15 protein-coding genes are annotated in these 17,932 nt (G+C 65.7%); 9 read left to right on the top strand and 6 right to left on the bottom strand.

From position 1 onward, the window contains the following. Positions 1-4 precede the first annotated feature (4 nt). The 5 genes from VQ044_RS00875 to groES all read right to left on the bottom strand — a co-directional run bounded on the left by VQ044_RS00875 (position 5) and on the right by groES (position 5,335). Positions 5-2,164 carry a xanthine dehydrogenase family protein molybdopterin-binding subunit gene (locus tag VQ044_RS00875; protein ID WP_327645096.1) on the bottom strand — a complete coding sequence of 720 codons (2,160 nt, stop codon included), beginning with the start codon at positions 2,162-2,164 and terminating at the stop codon, positions 5-7. Positions 2,165-2,167: 3 nt separating this feature from the next. Then, positions 2,168-2,626 (bottom strand): (2Fe-2S)-binding protein, encoded by a 459-nt coding sequence (locus VQ044_RS00870; protein ID WP_327622448.1) that lies wholly within the window; start codon positions 2,624-2,626, stop codon positions 2,168-2,170. Between the two features lie 282 nt (positions 2,627-2,908). Further along, a complete protein-coding gene (locus VQ044_RS00865; RefSeq protein WP_327645095.1) occupies positions 2,909-3,091 on the bottom strand; it encodes a CsbD family protein in 183 nt (60 codons plus the stop codon). 200 nt (positions 3,092-3,291) lie between these two features. Continuing rightward, positions 3,292-4,941, bottom strand: coding sequence for a chaperonin GroEL (groL, locus tag VQ044_RS00860; protein WP_327622446.1), 1,650 nt, complete (start codon positions 4,939-4,941; stop codon positions 3,292-3,294). 97 nt (positions 4,942-5,038) lie between these two features. After that, a complete protein-coding gene (groES, locus tag VQ044_RS00855) occupies positions 5,039-5,335 on the bottom strand; it encodes a co-chaperone GroES (RefSeq protein WP_327622445.1) in 297 nt (98 codons plus the stop codon). Between the two features lie 175 nt (positions 5,336-5,510). Here groES and VQ044_RS00850 point away from each other — a divergent pair, with 175 nt between their 5' ends. The 5 genes from VQ044_RS00850 to VQ044_RS00830 all read left to right on the top strand — a co-directional run bounded on the left by VQ044_RS00850 (position 5,511) and on the right by VQ044_RS00830 (position 12,074). Continuing rightward, complete coding sequence (locus VQ044_RS00850) at positions 5,511-6,482, top strand: TIGR01459 family HAD-type hydrolase (protein ID WP_327645093.1); 972 nt, start codon at positions 5,511-5,513, stop codon at positions 6,480-6,482. Continuing rightward, positions 6,479-7,462 carry a bifunctional riboflavin kinase/FAD synthetase gene (locus VQ044_RS00845; protein WP_327645092.1) on the top strand — a complete coding sequence of 328 codons (984 nt, stop codon included), beginning with the start codon at positions 6,479-6,481 and terminating at the stop codon, positions 7,460-7,462. The genes VQ044_RS00850 and VQ044_RS00845 overlap by 4 nt, the downstream gene beginning before the upstream one ends. Before the next feature lie 187 nt (positions 7,463-7,649). Next, the gene (locus VQ044_RS00840) at positions 7,650-8,000 is read left to right on the top strand and encodes a hypothetical protein (protein ID WP_327645091.1); all 351 of its coding nucleotides are present in this window, start codon (positions 7,650-7,652) and stop codon (positions 7,998-8,000) included. 106 nt (positions 8,001-8,106) lie between these two features. Further along, on the top strand, positions 8,107-11,187 hold the full coding sequence (gene ileS, locus VQ044_RS00835; protein ID WP_327645089.1) for an isoleucine--tRNA ligase: 3,081 nt from the start codon (positions 8,107-8,109) through the stop codon (positions 11,185-11,187). Between the two features lie 209 nt (positions 11,188-11,396). Beyond that, the gene (locus VQ044_RS00830; RefSeq protein ID WP_327645087.1) at positions 11,397-12,074 is read left to right on the top strand and encodes a hypothetical protein; all 678 of its coding nucleotides are present in this window, start codon (positions 11,397-11,399) and stop codon (positions 12,072-12,074) included. Positions 12,075-12,132: 58 nt separating this feature from the next. On the opposite strand, the gene VQ044_RS00825 is transcribed toward VQ044_RS00830, so the two are convergent. Next, positions 12,133-12,561, bottom strand: coding sequence for a nucleoside deaminase (locus VQ044_RS00825; protein WP_327645148.1), 429 nt, complete (start codon positions 12,559-12,561; stop codon positions 12,133-12,135). 218 nt (positions 12,562-12,779) lie between these two features. On the opposite strand from VQ044_RS00825, the gene VQ044_RS00820 reads away from it, so the two are divergent. The 4 genes from VQ044_RS00820 (at position 12,780) to VQ044_RS00805 (ending at position 17,931) form a co-directional block, all read left to right on the top strand. Next, positions 12,780-14,477, top strand: a complete 1,698-nt coding sequence (locus VQ044_RS00820) for a pseudouridine synthase (protein WP_327645086.1) — start codon at positions 12,780-12,782, stop codon at positions 14,475-14,477. A 6-nt stretch (positions 14,478-14,483) separates the two neighbouring features. Further along, positions 14,484-15,068, top strand: coding sequence for a 16S rRNA (guanine(966)-N(2))-methyltransferase RsmD (gene rsmD / locus VQ044_RS00815; protein ID WP_327645084.1), 585 nt, complete (start codon positions 14,484-14,486; stop codon positions 15,066-15,068). An 87-nt stretch (positions 15,069-15,155) separates the two neighbouring features. Then, the gene (locus VQ044_RS00810) at positions 15,156-16,571 is read left to right on the top strand and encodes a M16 family metallopeptidase (RefSeq protein ID WP_327645083.1); all 1,416 of its coding nucleotides are present in this window, start codon (positions 15,156-15,158) and stop codon (positions 16,569-16,571) included. 28 nt (positions 16,572-16,599) lie between these two features. Then, positions 16,600-17,931 (top strand): M16 family metallopeptidase, encoded by a 1,332-nt coding sequence (locus VQ044_RS00805; RefSeq protein ID WP_327645082.1) that lies wholly within the window; start codon positions 16,600-16,602, stop codon positions 17,929-17,931. Position 17,932 lies beyond the last annotated feature (1 nt).

Raw genomic sequence — 17,932 nt, 5'->3', positions numbered from 1 at the left:
TTGTTCACGATGTCAGCGCCTTCACCAATGGCAATTGCCGCACCGGCTGGCCGGTCAAGCGACGCCAGGCATTGGCGACGGCCGGTCCGACCGGCGGCGTGCCCGGTTCGCCGACGCCGGTCGGCGCCTCGCTGGATTCGATGATTGCGACCTCGACCTCGGGCATCTCGTTGATGCGCAGCGACCGGTAGTCGTGGAAGTTGGACTGGACGATCTCGCCGCCCTCGCCGAGGGTGATCTGGTCGAAGAGGACCGCCCCGAGGCCATAGCCAATGCCGCCTTCCATCTGCGCGCGGATGATGTTGGGGTTGACGGCGACACCGCAATCGACGGCGCACCAGACCTTATGCACCCGTGGCTCGCCCCTCTCGCCGATCGAGACTTCGGCGATCTCGGCGACGTAGGTATTGAAGGATTTATGCACGGCGACGCCACGCTGGCGTCCGTCGGCGACGGGCGATCCCCAATCGGCAATCTCGGCCGCCTTGCGCAGGACATTGGCGCGACGAGGATCGTTCTGAAGCAGGGCGAGGCGACCCTCGACCGGGTCCTTCCCGGCCTTCTCCAGCAGTTCGTCGATGAACGTCTCGACGGCAAAGCCGGTGTGACTGTGACCCACCGAGCGCCACCACAGCACCGGTACCGGAAGCTCGACATTGTAGGCCCGCACCCGCAGATTGGAAATCCCGTAGGGCATATCCGCGGCCCCCTCGACGGTGCTCTCGTCGAGGTCGGTCTTCTTCATGACCGACTGGCCGACGATCTGCTGGTCCCAGGCGACGATGTTGCCGTCCCGATCAATGGCGCCTTCCAGCGAATGCACGTAGATCGGCCGGTAGAAGCCGCCGCGAATGTCATCCTCGCGGGTCCACATGTGTTTGATCGGCCGCGTCATGCCAGAGGCTTTGAACGCTTCCGTCGCTTCGCGCATATAGGGAGACCCGAACTGCGCGCGCCGGCCGAAGCTGCCGCCGGCAAGCTGGGTGTTGACCCGCACCTTGGCCGGATCGACGCCGCACACATCGGCGATCGCCGCCTTGTCCTGGCCGGGAAACTGCGAGCCGTTATAACAGTCGATCGAGCCGTCCGCGGCCCGGATCAGCACCGCGTCAAGTGGCTCCATCGGTGCGTGGGCGAGGAAGGGGAAGGTGATTTCCGAACGCAAGGTGGTGATGCCGTCGGCGGACAAGGCGCTTTCGGTATCGCCATTGTTGGTCGCTTCGAGCCCGTCGCCCGAGAGAAGCTTGCGATAGTCAGCGTAGATCGCCTCGCTGGAGCGCGTCTCCGCCGCGCTGAGGTCCCAGTCGATCGTGAGCGCCGCCCGCCCTTTAAGCGCGGCAAAGGTGTTTTCGGCGAACACCGCGACGCCTTGCGTGATCTGCCTGACGTCGACGACGCCGGGAACCTTGCGGGCCTCGGTGTCGTCAAAACTCTTTACCGTTGCGCCGAAATGCGCGGGGTGAGCGACCATGGCGATCAGCATATCGTCGGCCAGCACGTCGAGCGTGAACACTGCCTGACCATTGGTCTTTTCCGGCGTGTCGAGTTTTGGCCGGTCGGTGCCGATCAGCACGAAATCCTTCGGGTCTTTCAGAACGGGATCGGCCGGCGCGTCCATGGTGGCGGCTTTTTCAGCGAGTTCGCCGAAGCCGGACTCCTTGCCCGACGCCTCGTGCCGGATGCGACCCTTGGCGACGGTGATCTCGCCGGCCGAAACGCTCCACTCCTCGGCGGCCGCGGCGACCAGCATCGCCCGTGCGGTGGCGCCGGCCTTGCGCATCTGCTCGTAGGAATTGGCGATCGCGGTCGAGCCACCGGTTCCCTGAATGCCGAAGGCCAGATTGGCGTAGAGTTCGTCATTCGCAGGGGCGGCCGCGACCCGCATCTGGCCCCAATCGGCGTCGAGTTCCTCGGCCACCAGTGTGGTCAGGCCCGTATAGGGACCCTGGCCGAACTCGATATGCTTCGACAGCACAGTGACGACGCCGTCCGGCGCGATGCGCACGAACGCATTGAGATCCTGGACCGGTCCCGCCGCGCCGGCCGGCGCGCCTTGCAGCAAGGAAGCCGCGGCTCTGCCGCGCATGGCGAGGCTGACGCCAATCACGAGGCCGGCGCCAGCGAGGAAGCCGCGCCGTGTCGTTTGGATGCTCTGGATATTCATGGGTCAGCCCTCCAGCTTCGCGGCGGCGTCATGGATCGCCTGGCGGATGCGGACATAGGTGGCGCAACGGCAAATGTTGCCGGCCATCGCGTTGTCTATGTCCTCGTCGCTCGGCTTGGGATTGAACTGCAGTAGTGAGACAGCCGACATGATCTGGCCGGACTGGCAATAGCCGCATTGGGGCACGTCGATCGCCGTCCAGGCGGCTTGGACCGCTTCGGCCTCGCGACCCTCGGCCCCTTCGATGGTGGTAACGCTGGAGCCGTCAACCGTCGAGATCGGGGTAATGCAGGAGCGGCGGGTCATGCCGTCGAGATGGACGGTGCAGGCGCCGCATTGGGCGATGCCGCAGCCATATTTCGTGCCGGTCAGTTTTTCCGCGTCGCGGATCACCCAGAGCAGCGGTGTGTCGGGATCACCGTCGAACGTCTTCTCTTCGCCGTTAAGCGTGAAATTGATCAAGCAAGCCTCCTTGCGGTTGGCTGAAAGGGAGCGGCCGGAAATTTCCCGCGGCCGAAAATTAGCATTTTCTAAAACTTAGCCGCGGCCTTGCGCGAGACAAGTGCAGCTACGTGGCCGAAAAGCGGAACTCTGTGTTCACCTCTGGTCTCTGGGCGGATCCACTGACGGCAACCACGGGCGTGGTGGGCAGGTCGATCCCCGCCGACGTTGGCGAAGGGGCGAAACAAAAGGGCCGCTCCAGCGTCGGAGCAGCCCTCGATGTCAGTCCGGTGCGACCAATGGTCACTTCACTTGGTCGCGCACCGCATCCTTGACCTTGCCGTAGTTCTTCTGGGTCTTGCCCTCGACCTGGTCAATCTGACCTTCGGCTTCCAGCCGCTCGTTGCCGACGGCTTTGCCGGCCGCTTCCTTGAGCTTGCCGCCGATTTCCTTGGCGCCGCCCTTGATCTCGTTCTTGTCGACCATCGATCCATTCCTTTGAGAAATAGTCCGGCGAACTTGCCAGGCTTCGGAAAAACAAACGCTTTTCCTCGGCGCGCGTTCCGAAGATGGATCGATAAATCGTTGGCCACGACCTGGAATCGAAAAAGGGGCCCGGCGATGCCGAGCCCCTTCTATATTGTCGCAATGCGCGATGATGACCTTCCGCGAAGCCTGACGGCTTCTTAGAAGTCCATGCCGCCCATGCCGCCCATGCCGCCGGGCATTCCGCCGCCCATGCCGCCGCCCGAATCCTTCTTCGGAGCCTCCGAGATCATCGCCTCGGTGGTGACCAGCAGGCCGGCGACCGAAGCCGCGTCCTGGAGCGCCGAGCGCACGACCTTGACCGGATCGACGATGCCCATCTGGATCATGTCGCCATATTCGCCGGTCTGGGCGTTGTAGCCGAAGGTCACCGACGAATTGTCGAGGATCTTGCCGACGATGATGGAGCCTTCGGCGCCAGCATTGGTGACGATCTGGCGAAGCGGAGCCTGGAGCGCGCGGCGCACGATGGTGATGCCGGCTTCCTGGTCCTGGTTCTCACCCTTGATCGTCAGGGCGTTGGAGGCGCGCAACAGAGCGACGCCACCACCGGCGACGATGCCCTCTTCGACGGCCGCGCGGGTGGCGTTGAGCGCGTCGTCGACGCGGTCCTTCTTTTCCTTGACCTCGACCTCGGTCGCACCGCCGACGCGGATGACCGCGACGCCGCCCGCCAGCTTGGCGAGACGCTCCTGCAGCTTCTCCTTGTCGTAGTCCGAGGTGGTCTCCTCGATCTGGCCCTTGATCTGGCCGACACGGGCCTGGATCTGCTCCTTCTCACCGGCACCATCGACGATGGTGGTGTTTTCCTTGGTGATAGAGACCTTCTTGGCGCGGCCGAGCATGTCGAGCGTGACATTCTCGAGCTTGATGCCGAGGTCCTCGGAGATGACCTGACCGCCGGTGAGGACGGCGATGTCCTCGAGCATCGCCTTGCGGCGATCGCCGAAGCCCGGCGCCTTGACGGCGGCGATCTTCAGGCCGCCACGCAGCTTGTTGACGACGAGCGTGGCCAGAGCCTCGCCCTCGACGTCCTCGGCGATGATGATCAGCGGCTTGGACGACTGCACGACGGACTCGAGCACCGGCAGCAGCGCCTGGAGGTTGGAGAGCTTCTTCTCGTGCAGGAGGATGTAGGCGTCCTCGAGCTCGGCGACCATCTTCTCCGGGTTGGTCACGAAGTAGGGCGACAGATAGCCGCGATCGAACTGCATGCCCTCGACGACTTCGAGCTCGGTCTCGGCGGTCTTGGCTTCCTCGACCGTGATGACGCCCTCGTTGCCGACCTTCTGCATGGCGGCGGCGATCATCTCGCCGATTTCCTTCTCGCCATTGGCCGAGATGGTGCCGACCTGGGCGACTTCGTCCGAGGTCTCGATCTTGCGGGCAGAGGCCTGCAGGGCTTCGACGACCTTGATGACGGCCATGTCGATGCCGCGCTTGACGTCCATCGGATTCATGCCGGCGGCAACCGACTTGCCACCCTCGCGAACGATCGCCTGGGCGAGAACGGTCGCGGTCGTGGTGCCGTCGCCGGCCTTGTCATTGGTCTTCGAGGCCACTTCGCGCACCATCTGGGCGCCCATGTTCTCGAACTTGTCCTCAAGCTCGATCTCCTTGGCGACGGTAACGCCGTCCTTGGTGATGCGCGGCGCGCCGAAGGATTTGTCGATGACGACGTTACGGCCCTTGGGGCCGAGGGTCACCTTCACCGCGTCGGCGAGGATGTCGACGCCGCGCAGCATGCGTTCACGTGCGTCGCGGCCGAATTTTACTTCTTTAGCTGCCATGGTCTTAATTCTCCCGGGCGCGCCATCGAAGGCCGCGCCGTTTGAAGTTTCTTGGAATGTCGTTGTGGAACGTCGGCTCAGGAGCCGTCGCTCGTCTTCAGCCGACGATACCCATGATGTCGGATTCCTTCATGATCAGAAGGTCTTCGCCGTTCAGCTTGACCTCGGTGCCCGACCATTTGCCGAAGAGGATGCGGTCGCCGGACTTGACGTCGAGCGGTACGACCTTGCCGGACTCGTCACGCGCGCCGGAGCCGACGGCGATGATCTCGCCTTCCTGGGGCTTTTCCTTCGCCGTGTCCGGAATGATGATCCCGCCAGCGGTCTTGGCTTCGGATTCCACCCGGCGTACGACGACGCGATCGTGCAGGGGACGGAAATTCACAGCTGCCATGTTCGTTGAACCCTTCGTTGAACGAATACGGCCGGACCCAGAACGGGACCCGGCTCGAAGAATTTGGCACTCACCAATGGAGAGTGCTAACGACGAGGCAGATAGGGTGGCGCGCGGCGCGATGTCAAGATGTCGCGGACGGCTGACGACAGGATTTTTATATGCCGAGACGGTCATGCTCGGCTCGTTCGTCGGGACGCAGGTCCGGTCGATCAGCGCCTTGACCGGTCGGCGCCCCGCCTCTAACGCCTCGGGCGATCAGTTGAAAGACAACGGGCCGTCGATGGACATCACCACTCCCGGTAATTCCGGCATCAGTCGCAAGATAAAGGCTCTGGCCGAAATTTCCAACGGCTACGACGCGCTGTTCTGCGACGTATGGGGCGTCGTCCACAATGGCGAGCGCAAGCACCCGGCCGCCGAAGCCGCCTTGACAGCGGCGCGCGGGGCCGGCGCCAAAGTGGTTCTTTTGACCAATTCGCCGCGTCCATCGGCGAGCGTCATCGACCAGCTCGACGCGCTGGAGTTTTCGCGCGATGCCTATGATGCGGTCGTCACCTCCGGCGACGCAACCCGCGCGCTGATCGCGGAGACCGGCGGGCCGGTCTTCCATCTCGGCCCGGCACGGGACATCGAGCTGTTCGACGGGCTCTGCGTCGACCGGGTCGATGAGGCGGACGCGGCGGTGATTGTGGCGACCGGCCTCTACGACGACGAGGCGGAGACGCCCGCCGACTATGGCGATCTGCTGTCTCGCCTCAACGCCCTTGGCCTGCCGATGATCTGCGCCAACCCTGACCTCGTCGTGCATCGTGGCGACCGGCTGATCTACTGTGCCGGCGCGCTGGCGCGTGACTATGCCGCCCTCGGGGCGACGGTCCATCTCGCCGGCAAGCCGCATCGGCCGATCTACGACGTCGCGACCCGGGTGGCCGGCATGTCGGATCGCGCGCGCATTCTCGCCATCGGCGACGGCCTGATGACCGACATCAAGGGCGCCAACGATTTCGGCATCGATGTGCTGCTGATCACCGACGGCGTCCATGGCGACGAGTTCGGCGGACCGGACCCCGACCCCGAGGCGGTCGCGCGGGTCTTGGGCGAACGCGGTCTCGACGCCCGCACTTTCATGGCGTCGCTGGCATGACGAATGGCGCCGCGCTGCGGCTTGGCGGCATCGCGGACATTCCCGAGAGCCTCGCCGGCTGCGTCGTCGCGGTCGGCAATTTCGACGGCGTCCATCGCGGCCACCAGGCGGTGCTCGCGGTCGCGCGCGAATTGGCCGAGGCCGAGGGTCGGCCGCTCGTCTGCCTCACCTTCGAGCCGCATCCGCGCACGGTCTTCCGTCCCGACATGCCAGTTGCGCGACTGACCCCGGCGCCGATGAAAGCGCGGCTGCTCGGAGCGCTTGGGTTCGACGCCGTGGTCGAGCAGCCCTTCGACCGGGCATTTGCCGCGCTGGAGCCTGAGGCCTTCGTCGAAACCGTTCTCGTTGATTGCCTGAAGTCCCATCACGTCGTTGCCGGCTTCGACTTTCACTATGGCGCCAAGCGCGGCGGCACGCCGCAGACGCTTGCCGAGTCGGGCCCGCGCCACGGCTTCGGCGTGACGCTGGTGCCGGCTTTCGCCGACGAGGGCGGAGAAACAGTCTCGTCGAGCCGTATCCGTGCGCTTCTCGAAGCCGGCGACGTCGCGGCGGCGGCCGGCCAGTTCAGTTATCGCTGGACCATCCGCGGCGAGATCGTCCACGGCCAGAAGCTCGGCCGCAGCCTCGGCTATCCGACCGCTAATCTGGTGCTTGAGCCCGACGAGATGCTGAAGCACGGCATTTATGCCGTGCGCCTGCGCCGCGCCGACGGCACGCTGCATGACGGCGCCGCCAGCTTCGGCCGCCGCCCGACCTTCGACAATGGCGCGACATTGTTCGAGACGTTTCTGTTCGACTTTTCCGGCGATCTCTATGGCGAAACCGTCGACGTCTCGATCTTTGCCTTTTTGCGCGGCGAGGCCCGCTTCGAGAGCGCCGAAGCCCTTGTCGCCCAGATGGACCGCGATGCCGAAGAGGCGAAGGCGGTGCTCGCCGGCGTGGCGCCGCTCTCGCCGCTGGATAACGCGATCGCGTTTTAGCCGGCCTGCGTTGGTCTCGGCGCCGGCGCTGCGGCCATGATCGGCGAGCGGCCGGCCGGCGGAGCGAGCCATCCCGGCGCGCTTGCGTTTGCCGCCATTCGGACCCTCGTCATCGTCGGGAAGGCGCCCGCTGAGCATGATCACCATGCCGATCTGAACGCTCGAAAAGGTCAGGCCGAGGAAATAGATGACCAGCCCGATCGCCAGCGGGCCGGAATCCGATCGGGCGATCATCGTCCCGAAACCGCCGATATCGGCAAGCGCCAGCACGGCGACGAAGAACGCGGCGGCACAAAAGCCGATCAGCGCGTTGCGGGCGAGAAAGCGAAAGAGATGGGGCATCGCGACCTCCTTACGGGGCATCGAGCAAGCGTGCCGACCCCGATGTTCGAAATTATATCATTCGGCCCGCCAGGCCAACGTGGCGCTTGCCTCCTTGAGGCAGGCCACCGCGCCCGCCTTTCCTTCGCTGGCCGGACTTGCTAAAGGCTCGAGCCATGCTCAGTCCGCGCGCGCATTCCGTTTTCATACGAATTAGCCGCCCGGCCTTCTGACCGGCTCGGCCGGGGAGGGGCCGGGTTTGCCGGCCGCCGCGCCACCACCGCTTTTTTCCTTTGTGCCGTGCTTTGATCGCGGCGGACGACATGGCTGACATCATGAGCGACACCAAGACGACAGATTCCGACGGCGCCGTCGATTATTCCAAGACGCTGTTCCTGCCTGAGACCGATTTTCCGATGCGCGCCGGCCTGCCCAAGGCCGAGCCGGAATGGATCGCCAAATGGGACGCGATGGATCTCTACGGCACCTTGCGCAAGGCGTCCGAGGGCCGGCCGAAATACGTCCTGCATGACGGGCCGCCCTACGCCAACGGCAACCTGCATATCGGCCACGCGCTCAACAAGATCCTCAAGGACGTCATCACCCGCTCGTTCCAGATGCGCGGTTACGACGCCAATTACGTCCCCGGCTGGGACTGTCACGGCCTGCCGATCGAGTGGAAGATCGAGGAGCAGTATCGGGCAAAGGGCAAGAACAAGGACGAGGTGCCGGTCAACGAGTTCCGCAAGGAATGCCGCGACTTCGCCGCCCATTGGGTGGGGGTGCAGACTGAGGAGTTCCGCCGCCTCGGCGTCGAGGGCGACTTCAAGGACCCGTATCTGACCATGGCCTATGGGGCCGAGTCGGTGATCGCCGGCGAGTTGTTGAAATTCGCCATGTCGGGCCAGCTTTATCGCGGCTCCAAGCCGATCATGTGGTCGGTGGTGGAAAAGACCGCGCTGGCAGAAGCGGAGGTCGAATACCACGACCACGAAAGCGATACGGTGTGGGTGAAGTTTCCGGTCCGGGATGGCGCTACGCGATTCCTGGCACATGACACCGAGCCCTCAATGTCTGTTCCGGATGACTATCATCTTGGAAAAGCCTCCGTCGTTATCTGGACCACGACGCCCTGGACGATCCCGGGCAACCGTGCTGTCGCCTTCTCACCTCGCATTGCCTACGGCCTCTACGAGGTCACCGCGCCGGATGACGCCGAGAACCCGCGCTGGGCAGCGCACGGCGACCGGCTCGTGTTGGCCGACGCGCTGGCGGCCGACGTCTTTGCCAAGGCGCGTGTTCCGGACGGTGGCTACCGGCGTGTCGAGGGCGTACCAGCAACCGCTCTCGCAGGCTTGCTCGTTGACCACCCGCTCAAATGCCTTGGCGGAGGATATGAGTTCTCGGTCCCCCTCCTTGCCGGCGATCACGTCACCGACGAGGCAGGCACTGGTTTCGTCCACACGGCGCCCGGCCACGGCCGCGAGGATTTCGACGCCTGGATGGACGCCCGCCGCGATCTCGAAGCGCGCGGTATCGACACGGCGATCCCGTTCACCGTCGACGACGACGGCTTCTACACCAAGGACGTGCCGGGCTTCGGGCCGGACGCGGAAGGCGGTCCCGCGCGCGTCATCGACGACAAGGGCAAGAAGGGCGACGCCAACAAGCGCGTCATCGCCGCGCTGATCGAGCGGAACAATCTGCTCGCGCGGGGTCGCCTGAAGCACCAGTACCCGCATTCCTGGCGTTCCAAGAAGCCGGTGATCTTCAGGAACACCCCGCAATGGTTCGTCCATATGGACAAGGACCTCGGCGGGTATGGGATGAACGCCGGCGCCCACCTCCCCACCGGTGGGGAGGGTGACACCCTCCGCTCCCGCGCACTCGCCGCCATCGACACCACCCGCTTCGTGCCGACATCGGGCCAGAACCGGCTGCGCGGCATGATCGCGGATCGACCGGACTGGGTGCTGTCCCGCCAGCGCGCCTGGGGCGTGCCGATCTGCGTCTTCGCCGACGAGAATGGCGAGATCCTCAAGGACGATGCGGTGAACGCTCGCATCCTGGAAGCCTTCGCGGAAGAGGGCGCTGATGCCTGGTTCGCCGACGGTGCCAAGGAGCGCTTCCTCGGCAACGAACACGATTCGCAGAAGTGGACGATGGTCCGCGATATCCTCGACGTATGGTTCGATTCCGGCTCGACCCATGCCTTCTGCCTCGAAAAGCGGCCCGACCTCAAATGGCCGGCCGACCTTTATCTCGAAGGCTCCGACCAGCATCGCGGCTGGTTTCACTCCTCGCTGCTGGAATCCTGCGCCACGCGCGGCCGGGCGCCCTATGACGCGGTGCTGACCCATGGCTTCGTCATGGACGAGGAGGGGCGCAAGATGTCGAAGTCCCTCGGCAACGTCGTGACCCCCCAGGACGTCATCAAGCAGTCCGGCGCCGACATCCTGCGGCTGTGGGTGGTCAGTTCCGACTATTCGGAGGATCTGCGGCTCGGCAAGACGATCCTGCAGACCAACATCGACAGCTACCGCAAGCTGCGCAACACCATGCGCTGGATGCTCGGGACACTTGCCCACGACACCGGTGAAACGGTGCCGCTGGCCGAGATGCCGGAGCTGGAGCGGCTGATGCTGCACCGGCTCGCCGAGCTCGATGAGGTGGTCCGCAAGGGCTACGACGGCTTCGATTTCAAGCGGATCAGCCGCGCGCTGCTCGATTTCGTCGTGGTCGAGCTGTCGGCCTTCTACTTCGATATCCGCAAGGATTCGCTCTATTGCGATCCGCCCTCGGCGGTCCGCCGCAAGGCGGCGCTGCAGGTCGTGCGGACGCTGTTCGACCATCTGGTCACCTGGCTCGCGCCGATGCTGCCCTTCACCATGGAGGAGGCGTGGCTGTCGCGTTATCCGGAGGCGCGGTCGGTGCATCTGGAATCCTTCCGCGATGTCGATCCGGCCTGGCGCGAGGATGCGCTCGCCGCCCGCTGGCAAAAGCTGCGCCGCATCCGGCGGGTCGTCATGGGCGCACTGGAGGAACAGCGACGCGCAAAGACCATCGGATCGTCGCTGGAGGCCGCGCCTGTCGTCCATCTCGACGACGCCGATCTGCGCGCACTGGCCGCGTCCGTCGATTTCGCCGAGATCGCCATCACCAGCGGCCTCGAAATCTCCGGCGAGCCGGCGCCGGCCGAGGCTTTCCGCCTGGCCGACACACCCGGCATCGCCGTCATCTTCCGCAAGGCCCAGGGGATAAAATGCGCCCGGTCGTGGAAGATCACCGACGATGTCGGATCGGATTCCGATTTCCCCGACGTTTCGGCGCGCGACGCGGCGGCCTTGCGGGAATTGGGCCTGACCACCGCGCGCGTCCTCCATGAGGCTGAGGGTTCTCGGTAGGCGCGTGAATTGCGCCAATGGACGGCTCTCCCATCGAAGATGGTGGGGTAAAACCGCCAACCGCGCTTGCGCGGTGATGGAGAGCGGCTTAAAAATGCGCCCGGAATTCGCCTGAATTTCGTGGCATGCGCGGGCCGCGTCCGGCGACTGCCGGCCGCCGGCCCTCCGCTGACATGAGGGCGGCAAATTCGGCTAGGGGGCCGTATCGTATGACGAAGACAGTTCGATTCGCGTTTCACGCGATGACCATCGGCGCGGTCGCGCTGGCCCTCTCCGGCTGTCTCGGACCGACCTACGGCACCGGCAAGTCGCAGGGCGAGACGCTGTTCGACGATCTCAACAACGTGGTTTCCCTTGGGGGTAGCAGCGATGCCGCCCAGATCGCCTACGCCCCGCGACCGGAATTGGTGAAGCCTGAGAACACCAGCATTTTGCCGCCACCGCAGGCAACCCGCAACACCACTGGCGATCCCAACTGGCCGGAATCGCCGGAGCAGCGCGCGGCGCGTCTGCAGGCGGCCGCCTATCAGGGCGATGGCCCGGTGCCGGCCGATGTTGCGACGGCGCGCAAGGAAGGCGTGACCCAAGCCTATCTCGATCGCGCGGGCGGTAGCGGTTACAAATTCGACAACGGCAGGCCCGACACCACGCTTTCGCCTGGAGAACTTCGCAGCCGCGGCGAACTCATTCGTCAGCGCCAGCGCGACAGTCAGCAGGGCAGCGCGACCCAGCGCAAATATCTGAGCGAGCCGCCGATCGCCTATCGCAAGCCGGCGGCCACGGCGCCGGTCGGCGATCCGGGCGAGGACGAGAGCGTCAAGGAGCGGAGAATGCGCGGCAGCGACGGAAGTATCGGTTCGAAAATCCGCAACCTGCTGCCGTTCTGATCACCGGGGCGGGACACCCAGGCCGCAATTGGCTTTTCAGTTGCGCGACGTGCCGGTCTCAGCGTCTGGCGCGGAAGAACTCGCGCAGGATCGTCGCGCTCGCGCTTTCCGCGATGCCCGCATAGACCTCCGGCGCGTGATGGCAGGTGGGCTGGCTGAAGAAACGCGGACCGGCCTCGATGGCGCCGCCCTTTGGGTCGCTGGCGCCGAAATAGAGCCGCCGGATTCGCGCGAAGGAGATCGCCGCGGCGCACATGGCGCAGGGCTCCAGCGTTACATAGAGATCGCAGTCCGGCAGCCGTTCCGAGCCGAGCGCCGTTGCGCCAGCGCGGATAGCGAGGATTTCGGCATGAGCGGTCGGATCGTGGCGTTGGCGCGTTTCGTTGCCGGCCCGGGCGAGGATTTCGCCGTTTCGCACCAACACGGCGCCGACCGGCGTCTCGCCGCGTTCGGCCGCGTCGCGGGCTTCTTCGAGCGCGACATCCATGAAATTCTGACTGGCCACCGTCGGGTTCCTCTCGCTCCAGGGGTGACGACCTGTTAGAGCGATCCTCGGCCGGTGCGCGGATCGACTTGAAGCTCGTCGCGCCCTTCGCCGCGCCGCAGACCGGTCTTTCCAGCCGATCCGGCATGCCGGACAAAGGCACATATTATTCGATCTGAGGGGTTCCCGAGGCCAGGGTCCGCCGCAGCAAAGGCAATGGCATGAGCGATACGACGAACGGCGACGACAGGAAAGGCCGCGGCCGCAAACCGGGTGATGGCGGCGGTGCGCGTGGCGGCAAGAGTGGCGGCGGCGGCGAAAAGCGCCCCTTCCGGCCGCGCGCCGAAGCCCGGACTGGCGATCGGCCGGACGCCGGCAAGCCACGCGGTGACCGTCCCTCGTCGGACAAGCCGCGGCCCGGCCGCGCCGGTGGCGCTGGCGCCGACGGCGAGCGCAAGCCGTTCACGCCGCGCAGCCGCGGAATGGCCTCCCATGGCGGGCCACGAAGCGAGAGCGGCGACGGCGCGGCGTCGAAGCCGCGCAGCTACGGACAGCTCGCTCATGATTCCGGGAAAGCCGAGCGCAAGCCAAGGCCTGCGGACAAAGAAAGACGGCCACCACGGACGGATCGTCCTGCGAGCGCCGACGCGGAAGCGACGATGCCGGGCAAGATGCGGATCGCCCGGCGGCTGGCGCGGGCGGGCATCGCCTCGCGCCGCGACGCCGAGGGCATGATCGCCGACGGCCGGGTGCGGGTGAACGGCAAGGTGCTCGACACGCCGGCGCTGGACGTAACCGCCGCCGACAGGATCGAGATCGACGGCGCACCGCTACCGGCGATCGAGCGCACGCGCTTGTGGCTGTTCCACAAGCCGGCCGGGACGGTCACGACGAACCGCGATCCGGAAGGGCGTCCGACCGTTTTTGAACGACTTCCGAAGGATATGCCGCGCGTCCTCACTGTCGGCCGGCTCGATATCACCACCGAGGGCCTCCTGCTCCTGACCAATGACGGTGGTCTGGCACGCATCCTCGAACTACCCGCGACCGGGTGGCTGCGCCGCTACCGCGTCCGTGCCCATGGCGCGATCAATCAGGCGCGCCTCGACGAGCTGCGTCAGGGCATTGCCATCGACGGCGTCTTCTATGGCGCGATCGAGGCCAGTCTCGATCGCGAGCAGGGCTCCAACGTCTGGCTGACGCTGGGCCTGCGCGAAGGCAAGAACCGCGAGGTCAAACGCGTCCTCGCGCATCTCGGCCTGGACGTGAACCGCTTGATCCGGCTGTCCTTCGGCCCCTTCCAGCTCGGCGATCTCCCCGAAGGCTCGGTGCAGGAAATCAAGGGACGGACGCTGCGCGACCAGCTCGGCGATCGCCTGATCGAGGAGGCCGGCGCCGACTTCGACGCGCCTGTCGCCAAGCCCTTCTCCAACAAGCCGGTCGAGGCCGAACAGCCGAACGAGGATCTGCGGCCCATCAAGCGCGGCGACTGGATTTCCGCCAGCGAGACGGCGCCGAACAAGAAGCGCGCCCGCGAGGCCAAGCGCGAGGATGCCCTCGGCCGTCTGGACACGCGCGCACCGCGTCCGCAGCGCGGCGAACGGCCGGACAGGCCGGAGCGTGGCGGCGCCGGCAAGCGCTTCGACGGTCCGAAGAAGCCCTATGGCGATCGCGGCGCGGCGTCTGCTGATGGCGACAAGCCGGCGGCCAAGAAGCCGTTCGGGGAAGGCAAGCGTTCGGCCAATGTCTGGATGGCGCCGGGCGCGCGGCCACAGGGCACGAAAAAGGGGTTGGCGGCTCAGGACCGTCCGCAGCGCCGGGGACCGGGAGGCGGGGGCAGGCCGCCCGCCGGCGCCGGCTCGACCGGGCGGGAGGGCGGCGATAGACCGCGCGGCCCGCGACCGCCGCGCAAGGGCTGAGCCGCGATGCGCATCGTCGGGGGTGAATTTCGTGGCCGCCGCCTGGCGACACCGAAGACCGACGCGATCCGCCCGACCACGGATCGCAACCGCGAGACCCTGTTCAACGTGCTGGCTCACAGGGGCGGCTTCACCCTTGATGGGTGCCGGGTGCTCGATCTGTTCGCGGGGACCGGCGCGCTAGGGCTGGAGGCTCTCTCGCGTGGCGCTCGCTTTTGTCTCTTCATCGAGGAGGGTGTCGAGGGCCGGGGGCTCGTGCGCGAGAATGTCGAGGCCTTCGGGCTGCAGGGGCGATCGAAGATCTTTCGGCGCGATGCGACCCGGCTCGGCGGCGTCAGCACGATGGAGCCGTTCTCCTGTCTCTTTGCCGATCCGCCCTACGGCAAGCGGCTCGGCGAGGCGGCGCTGGTCTCCGCCCGCGATGGCGGCTGGCTGAAGCCGGGCGCGCTCGTAGTGGTCGAGGAGGCGGTCTCCGCCCCATTCGAGACCCCGGACGGCTTCACGCTCGAAGAAGAGCGGGCCATGGGCGAGACGATTTTGCGCTTTCTGGTGGCCGCGTCCGACTCCGCGTCCCTGAACCCGGCGACCTAACTAAACCGTAATTGGTCACGATTCCTGCGATCCGCCATAGTCCGGGCGTCCCTGACCAGATGCACTGAACGAGGATCAGACCGAACGATGAAGCTTTTCTCGCGCCAGATCGGCCTATCGGCTCTCGCCGTCGCCTTCGCTTTGCCACTCGCGGCCCGTGCCGAAACGGTGGCCGCACCGAAGGCCGAGGCCGCGACGCAGCAGGCCACGGCCAAGGAAAAGGCCGCGGAACTCTCGACCTTCATGCTCGACAACGGGCTCCAGGTCGTGGTCCTGCCCGACCATCGCGCCCCGGTCGTGACCCAGATGCTCTACTACAAGGTCGGCGCGGCGGACGAGGCGCCCGGCGAAAGCGGCATCGCCCACTTCTTCGAGCATTTGATGTTCAAGGGCACCAAGACCAACTCGGAAGGGACTTTCTCGCGGGCCGTCGCCGAGATCGGCGGTCAGGAGAACGCCTTCACCACCTCGGACTACACCGGCTACTATCAGCAGGTGCCGGCCGACGCGCTGGAAATGGTTATGACCTTCGAGGCGGACCGCATGGAGAACCTTGTGCTCTCCAAGGAAACGGTGGCACCCGAGCGCGACGTCATTTTGGAAGAGCGCCGGTCGCGCGTCGACAATGATCCCGGCTCGCAGCTCGCCGAGGCCGTTCAGGCGGCACTGTTCCAGAACAGCCCCTATGGCGATCCGGTGATCGGTTGGCGCTCGGAGATCGAGGCGCTGTCGCGGGATGGCGCCGTCGCCTTCTACGACAAATATTATACCCCCAACAACGCGATCCTCCTGATCGCCGGCGACGTGACCGAAGCGGAAGTTCGCCGGCTTGCCGAGGCGACCTATGGCAAGGTTGCGCGCCGCGCGGAACCTGGCGAGCGCGTCCGGCCGGTGGAGCCGGAGCCGCTGGCCGCGCGGACGGTGACGCTGACCGACGCGCGCGTCACCCAGCCGTCGATGCAACGGGCCTATCTCGTGCCTTCCGATACGACCGCCGATCCGGGCGAGGCCGAAGCGCTTGATGTCCTGGCTGACGTTCTTGGCGGTGGCACCACGAGCCGGCTGTATCGCGGCCTTGTCGTCGACAAGGCGATCGCCGCCGGCGCCGGTGCCCACTACGCCGGAACCGCGCTGGAGGAGGGACAGTTCGTCGTCTACGGGATGCCGCGGGGCGAGGCGAGCCTGGAGGAGATCGAGGCGGCGATCGATGCCGAGATCGCCCGCATCGTCGAAAAGGGCATCACCGCGGAGGAACTGGAGCGCGCCAAGAACCGCGTCCGCAAGGATGTCATCTATTTGCGCGACAGTCAGACCTCGATGGCGCGCCGTTATGCCGCGGCGCTTTCGACGGGCCGCACCATCGCGGATGTCGAGGGTTGGCCCGAGCGGATCGAGGCGGTCACCGTCGAAGACGTGGCGGCCGCGGCTCGGAAATATCTCCAGCCGAAGCGCTCCGTGACCGGCTATCTGCTGCCGGAGCCGTCCGCCGAAACCCGCTCCTGATTTTTCGCATCGCGGAAGGAAGAAACCGTTGAAGCCATTCGCCAATCCGTTTGCCGGCGCAGTCGCCGCCCTGACCCTGTCCCTCGGTCTTTCCTTTGCTTCGCTCGGCCCGGTCGGCGCGGTGGAAATCCAGGAGGTGACGAGCCCAGGCGGGATCAAGGCCCTCCTCGTCGAGGACTACACGAACCCGCTGATTGCCATGAAATTCGCTTTCAAGGGCGCCGGCTCGACCCAGGATGCAGACGGCAAGGAAGGCACCGCCAATTTGATGTCGGGTTTGCTCGACGAGGGTGCCGGCGAGATCGACAGCCGCGCGTTTCAGGCGCGTCTCGACGATCTCGGTGTCTCGCTGAGCTACGACGCCAGCCTCGACAATTTCACCGGCAATTTCCGCACCATCGTGGAGTTCGAGGACGATGCCTTCGATCTCTTGAAGCTGTCGGTCAACGATCCGCGTTTCGACGAGGAGCCGGTGGCGCGCATCCGTGGTCAGATCAAGGCCGGCATCCTCGCCGACCAGAACGACCCCGGCGAACTTGCCGGCAAGGCATTCCGCGAGACCGTCTTCGCCGGCCATCCCTATTCGCGTCCGACTGAGGGCACCCTGGAAAGCCTCGACAAGGTGACGGCCGAGGATTTGAAGGCTTTGCGCGGCAAGACCTTCGCCAAGGACAATTTGTATGTCGGCGTCGTCGGCGCGATCAGCCCGGAAAAGCTGGGTGAAAGGCTCGACGCGGTTTTCGGCGCCTTGCCGGAGACGGCCGATCTGAAGCCGGTTGCCCAGATCGAACCGGTGACCGGCAAGACCGTCGCCGTCGAGCTTGACGTGCCGCAAACGGCGATCCAGTTCGCGCTTCCCGGCGTCATGCGGAACGACGAGGAATTCTTCGCCGCCTATCTGATGAATCATATCCTCGGCGGCGGCTCGTTCACCTCGCGGCTCTATACCGAGATTCGCGAAAAGCGTGGTCTTGCCTATGGCGCCGGCTCGTGGCTGGCGAGCTACGATCATGCCGCCGTGCTCGGCGCGAGCACCGCGACCCGCTCCGACAAGGCGGCCGAAAGCATCGAGATCATCCGCGACGAACTGAAGCGCATGGCGAAGGACGGTCCGAGCGAGGAGGAACTCGCCAAGGCCAAAGCCTATGTCAAAGGCTCCTACGCCATCCGCAATCTCGACTCCTCCCTGGCGATTGCCTCGACACTCGTGGGGATTCAGCTCGACGACCTCGGCAACGACTATATCGATCGTCGCAAGGCGATTATCGATGCCGTGACGATGGAGGAGGTGAAGCAGATCGCGCGCAAGCTGCTCTCGGACGAACCCACCGTCATCACCGTCGGCCCAGGCGGAGCCTGAC

Source organism: Aurantimonas sp. C2-5-R2 (assembly GCF_036549495.1).
In the GTDB taxonomy this organism is placed as follows: Bacteria; Pseudomonadota; Alphaproteobacteria; order Rhizobiales; family Rhizobiaceae; genus Aurantimonas; species Aurantimonas coralicida_A.
Note: the sequence above shows the minus strand (reverse complement) of the source record. Positions and strands in the feature narration are given on the sequence as shown.